This is a genomic window from Erwinia sp. CGal63 (genome assembly GCF_037026505.1).
GTDB lineage: Bacteria > Pseudomonadota > Gammaproteobacteria > Enterobacterales > Enterobacteriaceae > Erwinia.
In genome coordinates this window covers 42,182-54,826 of the sequence record NZ_JAKUMN010000006.1, presented here as the reverse complement: position 1 = coordinate 54,826, position 12,645 = coordinate 42,182, and the positions used below count along the sequence as shown (strand labels likewise).

Here is a 12,645-nt window from a genome sequence, read left to right as displayed (position 1 = left end):
TATTGGCTGGGGTGCAGGGATTCGAACCCCGGAATGCTGGTATCAGAAACCAGTGCCTTACCGCTTGGCGACACCCCAATTTTTTGGGTGCGACCCGTTTGCACAGGTCGTCTTTTTTATGGCTGGGGTGCAGGGATTCGAACCCCGGAATGCTGGTATCAGAAACCAGTGCCTTACCGCTTGGCGACACCCCAATAAAATTGGTGGCTACTACGGGAATCGAACCTGTGACCCCAGCATTATGAGTGCTGTGCTCTAACCAGCTGAGCTAAGTAGCCTAATTTTACTGCGTTACAACTATACTACATTCTGACTGGCTGGGATACCTGGATTCGAACCAGGGAATGCCGGTATCAAAAACCGGTGCCTTACCGCTTGGCGATATCCCAACAGGCGGTCAAGCCACAAACCATCAGAAAAACTGGCTGGGGTACCTGGATTCGAACCAGGGAATGCCGGTATCAAAAACCGGTGCCTTACCGCTTGGCGATACCCCATCCGTGCAATGCTTTCGAAATGGTGCGGGAGGCGAGACTTGAACTCGCACACCTTGCGGCGCCAGAACCTAAATCTGGTGCGTCTACCAATTTCGCCACTCCCGCAAAAAAAAGATGGTGGCTACTACGGGAATCGAACCTGTGACCCCAGCATTATGAGTGCTGTGCTCTAACCAGCTGAGCTAAGTAGCCATCTTTTTTCGCGTTACCTTCATCGGCGTTGCGGGGCGCATTATGCTAAGTTGGCCTGAAAGCGTCAACAAGTTTTTTCCCGTTTTTTTGCTGAAACGATCTGTTTGTTTGGCTTATAACCAGTATGGCGACTAATTCAGCAAAACTCGCCTTTTTTTAAACAATAACGGGCCCCGAAAGGCCCGTTTTCTCAGCAAAAGCCGCAGGTTATTTATAAGCAGACTGATGGACGCCTACTGCGCGGCCTGAAGGATCGTCCATTGTTTTGAACGCTTCATCCCATTCAATCGCTTTAGCGGACGAGCAGGCAACGGACGGGCCGCCCGGCACGCACTCGGCAGCGCTGGCAACAGGAAACAGCTCTTCAAAAATTTCCCGATACAGATAGCCTTCTTTTGACGTCGGCGTGTTATACGGGAAGCGGAAGTGCGCCGTTTGCAGCTGCTGGTCGCTGACCTGCTGCGCCGCCACCTCTTTCAGCGTATCAATCCAGCTATAACCTACGCCGTCGGAGAACTGCTCTTTCTGACGCCACGCCACGCTTTCCGGCAGGTAAGAGGCGAAACACTCACGCAGGATATGCTTCTCCATTTTGCCGTTGGCGCCACACATTTTGTCCGCCGGGTTGATGCGCATCGCCACGTCGAGGAATTTTTTATCCAGGAAAGGTACGCGGGCTTCAACGCCCCAGGCCGACATCGCTTTGTTAGCGCGGGCGCAGTCGAACATATGCAGCGCCAGCAGCTTACGCACGTTTTCTTCATGAAACTCTTTGGCGTTCGGCGCCTTATGGAAATAGAGGTAGCCACCAAACACTTCGTCGGCGCCTTCGCCGGAGAGCACCATCTTGATGCCCATCGCCTTGATTTTACGTGACATCAGGTACATCGGCGTCGAGGCGCGAATGGTGGTCACGTCATAGGTTTCGATGTGGTAGATCACATCGCGAATCGCATCCAGACCTTCCTGCACGGTGAAATGGATTTCATGGTGTACTGTACCCAGATGGTCGGCGACGGATTTCGCCGCTTTCAAATCTGGCGATCCTTCCAGACCTACCGCGAAAGAGTGCAGCTGCGGCCACCAGGCCTCGCTCTTGTCCTGATCTTCGATACGCTTGGCCGCAAACTTTTTGGTCACGGCAGAAATAATAGAAGAGTCCAGGCCGCCAGAGAGCAGAACGCCGTAAGGAACATCAGACATCAGATGGCTTTTAACGGACTCTTCCAGCGCTTCTTTCAGCAAGGTCGCATCGGTTTTGTTGTGTTCAACAGCCTCGTAGCTGAACCAGTCACGCTGCCAGTAGCGGCGAATTTCACCATCGGTGCTGGAAAGGTAGCTTCCCGGCGGAAATTCTTTAATTGATTTGCACACCGGCACCAGCGCTTTCATCTCTGAAGCGACAAAAAGGTTGCCGTGTTCATCGTTGCCCATATAAAGCGGGATGATGCCGATATGGTCGCGGCCTACCAGGTAAGTGTTTTTCTCGGTGTCATACAGGATAAAGGCGAACATGCCCTGCAGCTCGTCGAGGAAGTCGACCCCTTTTTCCTGATAAAGAGCAAGAATCACTTCACAGTCGGATTCCGTCTGAAACTCGTAGCGATCGCTCAGCTCTGCACGCAGCGCCTGATGGTTGTAGATTTCACCGTTTACCGCCAGCACGTGCGTACGGGCTGCGTTATAGAGAGGCTGCGCGCCGTTGTTAACGTCGACGATAGAAAGACGCTCATGGGCCAGAATCGCGTTATCGCCCGCATAAACGCCTGACCAGTCCGGGCCGCGATGACGCATAAGACGGGAAAGCTCCAGGGCTTTCTTACGCAGTTCAACCGGATCGCTTTTGAGATCCAACACGCCAAAAATAGAACACATAGCTAACTCCCTAACGACAAACCGCAACGGTAACAGTGATAAGAAAAAGGGTTTTAACGGCGACTTCTTCGCCCGATAGATAAGAAAATGCTCTGGTTTGGCAGAGAGTGCAAGCAATTTAGCGTTTTGCTGTTAAATAGCCTGTTGACCTGCGCTCAGTTTTGATGGTTATGCAATAAAATGGCTAAAAATTTAATGATTCAATAATAAAAGAGAGAAATTGAACAAAAAGTAATCGGCGGGTGGCGATAAAAAAGCCCGACGCGCTGGTCGGGCCGATTATTCAGAGAATGTCGATATCTGCGACGGAAGGGAACACCCAACTTGGCCGGAAAGGCATGGTATCAATATCGCTCAGTGTGGAAACGCCCGACAGCACCAGAATCGTTTCCAGACCGGCCTGAAAGCCAGCCAGGATATCGGTGCGCAGGTTATCGCCGACGATTACCGTCTCTTCCGAGTGCGCCTGCATCTTGTTCAGCGCCGCGCGCATAATCCACGGGCTGGGTTTGCCGACATAGAACGGCGTGCGGCCAGAGATCTTTTCAATGCCGGCGCACAGCGCGCCGCAGCCAGGCACAAAGCCGCGCGCATGCGTATCGGGATTGGTGGCGATAAAGCGCGCGCCGTTTGCGACGAAATAAGCGGCTTTATGCATCATATCCCAGTTAAAGGAGCGGGTTTCGCCCACGATAACGAAATCGGGATTGATATCGGTGATGGTGAAGCCTGCTTTGTACAGTTCGTGTACCAGCGCGCCTTCGCCGACAACGTAGGCTTTCTTGCCTTCCTGACGACGCAAAAAATCCGCAGTGGCCATCGCCGAGGTGTAGAACACGCTTTCCGGCAGGTCGATGCCCGCCGAGGCGAAGCGATTAGCCAAATCTAACGCCGTTTGCGAAGGGTAGTTGGTCAACACGACCAGCGGCATCTCCTTTGCCAGGATTTGTTGCAGGAACTCATTTGCGCCGGGTACGGCGGTATTGTCATGCATCAAAACGCCGTCGATGTCGCAGATGACGTTTTTAATGGTCATTTTTTCACTGTCGTTCAGAGTTAAAGCGCTCATCAACTTTCCATTAAGTGTTGTAACAGAATGCCGTTCAGCATGGCGCGTTTCGCCAGCGCAAAAGCGCCAATCGCGGAACGGTGATCGAGCTCAGAGCGCACTACCGGCAGATTTTTACGGAAATCCTTCAGCGCCTGAGTATTAATGCAGCCTTCGATAGCGGGCAGCAGAATTTTATCCGCTTCGGTGATCTCGCCAGCTATTACGACTTTCTGCGGATTAAAGAGGTTGATAGCTATCGCGATCGCCTTGCCCAGCTGGCGACCGACGGATTCTATCACTTCTGCCGCCAGCGCGTCGCCGCGATTGGCCGCCTTGCAGATTTTCGGCATGACGCACTCATCCGGCGTCAGCGTGCTGGGATAGCCCTGATTCAGCAGATGGCGCACGCGGTTTTCAATCGCGCTGTTGGCGGCAATGGTTTCCAGGCAGCCGAAGTTGCCGCAGTGGCAGCGTTCACCCAGAGGATCGACCTGAATATGGCCCAGCTCGCCGACGTTGCCGTTGCTGCCCAGGAAAATATGGCCGTTGGTGATGATACCGGCGCCGGTACCGCGATGAACGCGCACCAGAATTGAGTCTGCGCAGTCGCGGGAGGCACCAAAATAGTGCTCGGCCAACGCCAGGCTACGAATATCGTGCCCAACAAAACTGGTGACGTTGAAACGTTTCTGCAGATTGGCGACCAGCGGCCATTCATGTACGGCGAGATGCGGCATATAGCGGATAATGCCGTTGTTGGGATCGACCAGGCCTGGCAGAATAACCGCGATGGCGATTAGCTCGCGCAGCTTGCGCTGATGCTGTTCGCAGAAGCTGGCGATGGCGCTGAACAGCGCGTGCTCCAGCGCCTCCTGCGTACGTTCCGGCAGCGCGTAATCCTCCTGCGCCAGCACTTTGCCGCTGAGGTCGAAGAGCGTTAGCGTGGCGTCGTTGCGGCCCAGGCGAATACCGATAGTATTAAAGCCGCGCGTTTCGGTAACGATAGAGATAGCGCGGCGGCCGCCGGTAGACGCCTGCTGTTCCACCTCTTTGATCAGCCCGCGCTCAATCATCTGGCGGGTAATTTTTGTGACGCTGGCGGGCGCTAGCTGGCTATGTTCGGCAATCTGAATGCGCGATATCGGCCCCTGTCGATCGATAAGCCGGTAAACGGCCGCGCTGTTGAGTTGCTTGACTAAATCGACATTTCCTATTTGAGCCTGGCCGCCAGTGGTCATTCAGTTTCTACTCGCTTAAGACTTCGTCACCATTAACGAGAGTCTGGATTATTTGATAGTCGCGGGTGAACAACGTCAGGTTCGCCACTTTTCCGGCTTCGATGGAACCTAACTTGTCTGCCACCCCTATAGCTCGGGCCGGATAGAGCGTCGCCATTCTGATCGACTCATCCAGCGCGATACCGGCATATTCAACGCTGTTCGCTACAGCTTCGATCATGGTCAAAGCAGAGCCGCTAAGCGTGCCGTTTTCGTCGACGCAGAGTCCATCCCGATAGTATATTGTTTTTCCTGCAAAAATGAACCGATCAATGTTCGCGCCCGCCGGAGCGGTAGCATCGGTGACCAGCACCAGCTTGTCGCCTTTGACGCGTTTTGCATTACGAATGTTAACGTAGTTGACGTGTAAACCATCAGCAATAATGCCGCAGTAGACCTCCGGAGAATCGAACAGCGTGCCGATCAGACCCGGTTCACGGCCCGTTAGCGCAGGCATAGCATTATAAAGGTGGGTTGCGAAGCTGATGCCGGCAGAGATCCCGCGACGCGCCTCTTCGCTGGTTGCATGGGAATGCCCGGCGGAAATCACAATACCCGCCTGGCGCAGCTGGCGGATAACGGTTTCATCAACCTGTTCTGGCGCCAGCGTAATTTTAGCGATAACGTCGCTGTTGTCGCACAGATAGTCGACCATCGCCTGCTCCGGACGACGGATCAGTGCCGGATCGTGAGTTCCCTTTTTCAGCGGATTCAGCCAGGGGCCTTCCAGATGTAAACCGAGCGCCTGGTTGGCGTTTTGTGCCAGATAAGCGCGCATCACTTCTACCGCGCGTTTCATCAGCTCATCGCTGCTGGTAATCAGCGTCGGCAGAAAACTGGTGCAGCCCGATTTTTCATTGGCTTTCTGCATCACGTTCAGCGTTTCGACGCTGATAGCGGCAATATCATCGTTAAACTGCACGCCACCACAGCCGTTAAGCTGCAAATCGATAAAGCCGGGAGCGATCAGCGCGCCTTTCACGTCGCGTTGGGCGATATCCGCAGGCAGATCCTCCAGCCTGTAGACGCGGTCGATCAGGCCATCGGCGATAACAACAGCATGATTATCTAATACTTCGTAGCCGGTAAAGATACGGCCATGAGTTAAAGCATACATAAATTTCTCCCGGCCAGCGCCGATAGCCTTGTACCAATGGGTTACAGATTTTCCATGTTTTCCGCTTCCATCTCGCGGAAGTATTTAACCGTTTTCACTTTCAGTTCCATGGTGGCCGGCTCGTCACAGACCACGATGGATTTGGCATGCAGCTGCAGGCAGCTGATAGTCCACATATGGTTGACGTTGCCTTCGACCGCCGCCTGCAGCGCCTGAGCCTTAACGTGCCCCGTCACCAGAATCATCACTTCTTCCGCATCCAGCAGCGTGCCGACGCCGACGGTCAGGGCATATTTCGGCACCTGATTAACGTCGCCATCAAAGAAGCGAGAGTTCGCCACGCGCGTATCGTGCGTCAGGGTTTTGATGCGGGTACGGGAAGCCAGCGACGAGGCAGGCTCGTTGAAAGCGATATGTCCGTCGTTGCCTACGCCACCCATAAAGAGATGAATTTTGCCATAGGCGCGAATCTTCTCTTCATACTGACGGCATTCTGCGTCAATATCCGGCGCGTTTCCATTAAGAAGATTGATATTTTCACTTTGAATATCAACGTGATCGAAAAAGTTGCGGTACATGAAGCTGTGGTAGCTTTCCGGATGCTCTTTCGGCAGGCCAACATATTCGTCCATATTAAAGGTCACTACATGCTTAAAGCTGACCTGGCCTGCTTTATGCATCTCAATCAGATGGCGGTAAGCTTCAAGCGGCGTGCCGCCTGTTGGCAAGCCCAGGACAAAAGGACGTTCTGCGTCAGGCTGGAAGGCGTTGATACGGTATACAATATGACGAGCGGCCCATTTTCCGACTTGGTTTGGCGTAGCAAGGGGAATCAATCGCATTTTTTAACCTCTTTATAAGCAATATCAGGAAAGTATTTTACACCGTTTCTTCTTTTTTAAGCGTAATCCGCAAGGGAAACAACATGAAGGAAACAGGATAATAATGATTTTTTTCATCATAAAATAAGTAGGCGTGCGTAGCCAGCTGTGACGGAAATAAAATCGTCGCTTTGGTGATAAATATCACAAATTTTACGGTTTTAATTTGCGCGGCGAATTAAATTTTCTCTACACTGCATCGGATAAATATCAGTGCCATTGAGCAAGCAGTCTGCCCGATAAAAAGCTGCATAACTGGCGCCTTAACGGCTCTCATAGGGGGAATAGTGAATATTTTAGGATTTTTTCAAAGGCTGGGGCGCTCTTTACAGCTGCCGATAGCCGTACTGCCGGTGGCGGCGCTGATGCTGCGCTTCGGCCAGCCCGATCTGCTAAACACGCCGTTTATCGCTCAGGCTGGCGGCGCTATTTTCGATAACCTGGCACTGATTTTCGCCATTGGGGTCGCTTCCACCTGGTCAAAAGATAACGCGGGCGCCGCCGCGCTGGCGGGCGCCGTTGGCTATTTTATCCTTACCAAAGCAATGATCACCATTAATCCAGCGGTCAATATGGGCGTGCTGGCAGGGATTATCAGCGGCCTGGTCGCCGGTGCGACCTACAACCGCTGGGCGGATATCAAACTGCCTGACTTTCTCAGCTTCTTCGGCGGCAAGCGCTTTGTGCCTATCGCTACCGGCTTTTTCTGTCTGATTCTGGCTGCCGTGTTCGGTTACGTCTGGCCGCCGGTACAGAACGCGATTCATGCGGGCGGCGAGTGGATTGTTTCGGCCGGTGCGTTTGGCGCTGGCGTGTTCGGTTTTGTTAACCGTCTGCTGATCCCAACCGGTCTGCATCAGGTGCTGAACACCATCGCCTGGTTCCAGATTGGCGAATTTACCAACGCGGCGGGCGCGGTGTTCCACGGCGATATCAATCGTTTCTACGCCGGCGACGGCACGGCAGGCATGTTCATGTCCGGCTTCTTCCCTATTATGATGTTCGGTCTACCGGGCGCAGCGCTGGCGATGTATATGGCGGCGCCGAAAGCGCGTCGTCCGATGGTGGGCGGTATGCTGCTTTCCGTGGCGGTCACCGCTTTCCTGACCGGCGTCACGGAGCCGCTGGAATTCCTGTTTATGTTCCTGGCGCCGATGCTTTATCTGATCCACGCCGTGCTGACAGGCATCAGCCTTTACGCGGCGACGGCGCTGGATATCCATGCCGGCTTCTCATTCTCGGCGGGCGCGATTGACTACGCGCTGATGTATAACCTGCCTGCGGCGAGCAGCAATGTCTGGCTGCTGCTGATAATGGGCGCTATCGCCTTTGTGGTTTACTTCGCTCTGTTCAGCGCGGTGATCCGCATGATGAATCTGAAAACGCCGGGCCGCGAGGATGTCAGCGTGCAGGCGATGGAAGAAGCCAACAGCAATACGGAAGAGGGACTGGAGCAGCTTTCCCGGCAGTATATCGCCGCCGTTGGCGGTTCCGAAAACCTCAATGTTATCGATGCCTGCATCACCCGTCTGCGTCTTTCCGTAAAAGATTCGGCTCTGGTCAACGACGCGGCCTGCAAGCGTCTCGGCGCGTCGGGCGTGGTTAAGCTGAACAAGCAGACTATTCAGGTTATCATCGGCGCCAAAGCGGAATCCGTGGCGGAAACGATGAAAAAGATTATCGCCAAAGGCCCGGTCGCGCCGGTTGCGGTCAGCGCCGCTGCCGCGACGGTAGCGCCGACTACGCCGCCGGCGCAGGCAGTGCCTGACGCAGCGAAAAGCGTTATTGAGACGCTGCTGGCGCCGGTAAGCGGCGAAGTGGTGGCGCTGGAGCAGGTGCCTGACGAGGCTTTCGCCAGCAAAGCGGTAGGCGAAGGCGTGGCTATCAAACCCACTGGCTCTACCGTGGTTTCGCCAGCCAACGGCACTATCCTGAAAATCTTCAACACCAACCACGCTTTCTGCCTGGAGACAGAGAAAGGACTTGAGGTAGTGGTGCATATGGGCATCGATACCGTCGCGCTGGAAGGCAAAGGCTTTACACGGCTGGTGGAAGAGGGCGCGCAGGTTAAAGCCGGGCAGCCGGTACTGGAGATGGATCTGGCCTGGCTTAACAGCCATGCAAAATCGATGATTAGCCCGGTTGTGGTCAGCAATATCGAGGATTTCAGCGGCATTAAGCTGGTGGCTGGCGCCACTGTAGTCGCGGGCGAAACCCCGCTTTGCGAAATCACCAACTAACCACAGCGGTCAAAAGTTGAGGGCGGGAAGCGATTCCCGCCCTTTTTTATGCGATACGCTAACAAACGGTTGTTTCCCTTCGCGGCTTTGTGGATCATACTCCGTTATTTCACGCACTAAAGTATTCCAGAGGATATTGAGATGAGTGAGGCTGAAGCCCGCCCAACTAATTTTATTCGTCAGATCATCGACGAAGACCTGGCGAACGGTAAGCACAAGAGCGTGCATACCCGTTTTCCGCCAGAGCCGAACGGCTATCTGCATATTGGTCACGCCAAGTCTATCTGCCTGAACTTCGGCATCGCGCAGGATTACCAGGGCGAATGTAACCTGCGTTTCGACGATACCAACCCGGTCAAAGAAGATCTGGAATACGTAGAGTCAATCAAGCGTGACGTGCAGTGGCTGGGCTTTGAGTGGAGCGGCAAGGTCCGTTATTCCTCTGACTATTTTGACCAGCTGCATCACTACGCGATTGAGTTGATCAACAAAGGTCTGGCCTATGTGGATGAGCTGTCGCCGGAGCAGATCCGTGAATATCGCGGTACGCTGACCTCACCAGGCAAAGAGAGTCCTTATCGGGATCGTAGCGTAGAGGAAAACCTGGCGCTGTTCGAAAAAATGCGCAACGGCGAGTTTGCTGAAGGCAGCGCCTGCCTGCGCGCTAAAATCGATATGGCTTCCAGCTTTATCGTGCTGCGCGATCCGGTGCTCTACCGCATTAAGTTCGCCGAGCATCACCAGACCGGCAACAAGTGGTGCATCTATCCAATGTACGACTTTACCCACTGCATTTCCGATGCGCTGGAAGGGATCACGCATTCGCTCTGTACGCTGGAGTTTCAGGACAACCGCCGTCTGTATGACTGGGTACTGGATAATATCACTATCCCCACGCACCCGCGCCAGTACGAGTTTTCGCGCCTGAATCTTGAATACGCCATTATGTCCAAGCGCAAGCTGAACCTGCTGGTGACTGAAAAGGTCGTAGAAGGCTGGGACGATCCGCGTATGCTGACCGTTTCTGGCCTGCGCCGTCGCGGCTACTCCGCCGCCTCTATTCGCGAGTTCTGTCGCCGTATCGGTATCACGAAACAGGACAATATCGTGGAGATGGCGTCGCTGGAATCCTGCATTCGCGACGATCTGAACGAAAACGCGCCGCGTGCAATGGCCGTTCTCGATCCGGTCAAGCTGGTGATTGAGAACCTGCCGGCCAATCACGAAGAGATCATCACCATGCCAAACCATCCGAACAAACCGGAGATGGGGACGCGCGAGGTGCCGTTCAGCCGCGAGGTCTATATCGATCGTGCGGATTTCCGTGAGGAAGCCAACAAGCACTATAAGCGTCTGGTATTGGGTAAAGAGGTTCGCTTGCGCAACGCTTATGTCATCAAAGCCGAGCGCGTGGCGAAAGATGAACAAGGCAATATCACCTGTCTGTTCTGTACCTGCGATATCGATACCCTGAGCAAAGATCCGGCCGATGGTCGCAAGGTAAAAGGCGTTATTCACTGGGTTTCTGCCGAGCACGCGCTGCCGGCTGAATTCCGCCTTTACGATCGTCTGTTCAGCGTGCCGAATCCCGGCGCCGCCGAAGATTTCCTGGCTACCGTCAATCCAGAGTCGCTGGTTATTCGTCAGGGCTTTGTCGAACCTGGCCTGCAGACGGCGGAAGCGTCGAAACCCTTCCAGTTTGAACGTGAAGGCTATTTCTGCGCCGACAGCGTCTACTCCAGCAGCAACCACCTGGTATTTAACCGCACGGTAGGTCTGCGCGACACCTGGGCAAAAAGCGGCGAATAAGTCGATATTTAATAAAAAAGCAGCCTTCGGGCTGCTTTTTTTTTGAATAATATATGCAACCCATTAACGGTTAAATCACATAAAAAATATAACCTGTTTTATATCATATTTTAAGCTGGCAGTAATTGTTATTAATTGATAATTCGTGCTGCGAAAAATATAATTGCGCCGTACTCGGGTGGCTTGCTTTTAATACTGATATTTTTGAGATTATTTATTGTTTATTTATAGTTCGTTTATCTTCTATTAGAGAAGGATTTCTCAATGCACTCTGTCAACTTAACGCGAAAAGCGCTGGCGATAGCTGTCGCCTGCGGTTCTGCCCTCGCTGGCACTATTTATTCTCCTGTTTCTTTCGCCGCGGGTTTTATTGATGACTCGACCCTGACCGGCGGTATTTATTACTGGCAGCGGCAGCGCGACAGAAAAGAGATGGATCCGGTCCATAATAAATATGGTCAGTATACGGAAAACCTGCATCACTCCACTTTTAACGGCAGCCTGGATTTTTCCTCGGGCTACGCGGCGGATTTTATCGGCATTGAGCTTGGCGTGCATGGCGCTCTACAGCTGGCGGGTACCGGCCCGGCGGCGCCGAACGAGATTGCCTTCAGTAACGCAAAGAATCGCTGGTCGGAAAAATTTGACGGCGACGCCAACGGCGCCTCTTTTTATAAAGCCGCGATTAAACTTAAGCATGATAATTATTGGTTAAGAGCGGGTTATATTCAGCCACAGGGACAGACACTGCTTATGCCCCAATGGGGGTTCGTGCCGGGAACCTATCGCGGATTTGAAGTGGGTTCCGTTTATGATTTTGACGATGCCGGCGCGCTGTCACTCTCTTATATGTGGACGGATGAGTATAAGGCGCCCTGGTATCGCCAGATGTATAGCTTCCGTAAGCCAGACTTAACAACCGAAATAAAATATCTGCACTCTGTCGGCATCAAATATGATTTCAAAAATAAACTGGTGCTGGAAGGCGCGGTGGGCCAGGCCGAAAATTATATGGATCAATATTTCACCGAGGTGTCATGGGCGTTTCCTGTAGCGGGCAACGATCTGCATACCAGCTGGCAATTCTACGGCGCGCGTAATAAAGAGCAGGGCGGCGTTAACAACGTTAATAATGTTTATGACGGCCTGGCCTGGCTGCAGGCGGTTACGCTGGGCTATAAAACCGGGCCGTTTGATTTCCGCGTCGAAGGCACTATGGTCAAAGCTCGCGGTAACCAGGGCTTTTTCCTCGCGCGTATGACGCCGGTCGGCGCGACCTCCAATGGACGTAACGATGTCTGGTGGGATTCCCGCAGCGACTTTAACGCCAACGGACAAAAAGCGCTTTACGCGGGCGTAATGTATGACCTCAAAGGCTGGCAGATGCCCGGCTGGGAAGTCGGCACCTCCTACGCTTACGGCTGGGACGCTCGTCCTTCAACCAATCCGATCTACGATCAGAGCATGCGCCGCAGCGAGTCCGCCTGGAATATGGATTTGCGCTATACGTTCCAGCATGGTCGCGCCAAAGATACTCAGATCAACCTGCACTATACCCGTTACAAAAATCATTCCGATATTCCGAGCTTCAGCAACGGCTACGGAAATATGTTCCAGGACGAAAAAGACGTGAGGCTGACCGTTATCGCGCCTTTCACCATTTTTTGATGCAGGCAGTTTGTTGACGTCCGGGCAGGAAAGCGTAC

General features: G+C 53.4%; 8 protein-coding genes and 7 tRNA genes. 3 read left to right on the top strand and 12 right to left on the bottom strand.

Translation table 11 applies throughout. The features are described 5' to 3' along the window. Positions 1-3: 3 nt before the first annotated feature. The 12 genes from MKZ79_RS17105 to nagB form a co-directional block, all read right to left on the bottom strand. Positions 4-78: transfer RNA gene (locus MKZ79_RS17105), tRNA-Gln, on the bottom strand. A gap of 41 nt (positions 79-119) precedes the next feature. Continuing rightward, positions 120-194: transfer RNA gene (locus MKZ79_RS17100), tRNA-Gln, on the bottom strand. A 7-nt stretch (positions 195-201) separates the two neighbouring features. Next, a tRNA-Met gene (locus tag MKZ79_RS17095) sits at positions 202-278 on the bottom strand. A 36-nt stretch (positions 279-314) separates the two neighbouring features. After that, positions 315-389: transfer RNA gene (locus tag MKZ79_RS17090), tRNA-Gln, on the bottom strand. A gap of 33 nt (positions 390-422) precedes the next feature. Then, positions 423-497, bottom strand: a tRNA-Gln gene (locus MKZ79_RS17085). A 20-nt stretch (positions 498-517) separates the two neighbouring features. Beyond that, a tRNA-Leu gene (locus tag MKZ79_RS17080) sits at positions 518-602 on the bottom strand. Positions 603-612: 10 nt separating this feature from the next. Then, positions 613-689: transfer RNA gene (locus tag MKZ79_RS17075), tRNA-Met, on the bottom strand. Between the two features lie 207 nt (positions 690-896). Continuing rightward, entirely contained in the window at positions 897-2,564 is a 1,668-nt protein-coding gene (asnB, locus tag MKZ79_RS17070; protein ID WP_336143791.1) for an asparagine synthase B, read from the bottom strand. Positions 2,565-2,847: 283 nt separating this feature from the next. Next, positions 2,848-3,600: an HAD-IIA family hydrolase gene (locus MKZ79_RS17065; RefSeq protein ID WP_336144003.1), complete on the bottom strand. Its 753-nt coding sequence runs from the start codon at positions 3,598-3,600 to the stop codon at positions 2,848-2,850. Positions 3,601-3,632: 32 nt separating this feature from the next. Continuing rightward, complete coding sequence (nagC, locus tag MKZ79_RS17060) at positions 3,633-4,853, bottom strand: DNA-binding transcriptional regulator NagC (protein ID WP_336143789.1); 1,221 nt, start codon at positions 4,851-4,853, stop codon at positions 3,633-3,635. 7 nt (positions 4,854-4,860) lie between these two features. Further along, positions 4,861-6,009, bottom strand: coding sequence for an N-acetylglucosamine-6-phosphate deacetylase (gene nagA / locus MKZ79_RS17055; RefSeq protein WP_336143788.1), 1,149 nt, complete (start codon positions 6,007-6,009; stop codon positions 4,861-4,863). 41 nt (positions 6,010-6,050) lie between these two features. Beyond that, on the bottom strand, positions 6,051-6,851 hold the full coding sequence (gene nagB, locus MKZ79_RS17050; RefSeq protein ID WP_336143787.1) for a glucosamine-6-phosphate deaminase: 801 nt from the start codon (positions 6,849-6,851) through the stop codon (positions 6,051-6,053). Between the two features lie 326 nt (positions 6,852-7,177). Between nagB and nagE the strand changes: the two genes are divergently transcribed. The 3 genes from nagE to chiP all read left to right on the top strand — a co-directional run bounded on the left by nagE (position 7,178) and on the right by chiP (position 12,607). Continuing rightward, the gene (gene nagE, locus MKZ79_RS17045; protein ID WP_336143785.1) at positions 7,178-9,130 is read left to right on the top strand and encodes a PTS N-acetyl glucosamine transporter subunit IIABC; all 1,953 of its coding nucleotides are present in this window, start codon (positions 7,178-7,180) and stop codon (positions 9,128-9,130) included. Positions 9,131-9,271: 141 nt separating this feature from the next. Next, positions 9,272-10,939, top strand: a complete 1,668-nt coding sequence (gene glnS / locus MKZ79_RS17040; protein ID WP_336143784.1) for a glutamine--tRNA ligase — start codon at positions 9,272-9,274, stop codon at positions 10,937-10,939. Positions 10,940-11,203: 264 nt separating this feature from the next. Then, the gene (gene chiP, locus MKZ79_RS17035; protein WP_336143783.1) at positions 11,204-12,607 is read left to right on the top strand and encodes a chitoporin ChiP; all 1,404 of its coding nucleotides are present in this window, start codon (positions 11,204-11,206) and stop codon (positions 12,605-12,607) included. The last annotated feature ends 38 nt before the right edge of the window (positions 12,608-12,645 follow it).

Coding starts and splice junctions, on each gene's coding strand:
- nagB (WP_336143787.1), bottom strand. CDS start 6,851: ATGCGATTGATTCCCCTTGCTACGCCAAACCAAGTCGGAAAATGGGCC.
- chiP (WP_336143783.1), top strand. CDS start 11,204: ATGCACTCTGTCAACTTAACGCGAAAAGCGCTGGCGATAGCTGTCGCC.
- nagC (WP_336143789.1), bottom strand. CDS start 4,853: ATGACCACTGGCGGCCAGGCTCAAATAGGAAATGTCGATTTAGTCAAG.
- glnS (WP_336143784.1), top strand. CDS start 9,272: ATGAGTGAGGCTGAAGCCCGCCCAACTAATTTTATTCGTCAGATCATC.
- MKZ79_RS17065 (WP_336144003.1), bottom strand. CDS start 3,600: ATGACCATTAAAAACGTCATCTGCGACATCGACGGCGTTTTGATGCAT.
- asnB (WP_336143791.1), bottom strand. CDS start 2,564: ATGTGTTCTATTTTTGGCGTGTTGGATCTCAAAAGCGATCCGGTTGAA.
- nagA (WP_336143788.1), bottom strand. CDS start 6,009: ATGTATGCTTTAACTCATGGCCGTATCTTTACCGGCTACGAAGTATTA.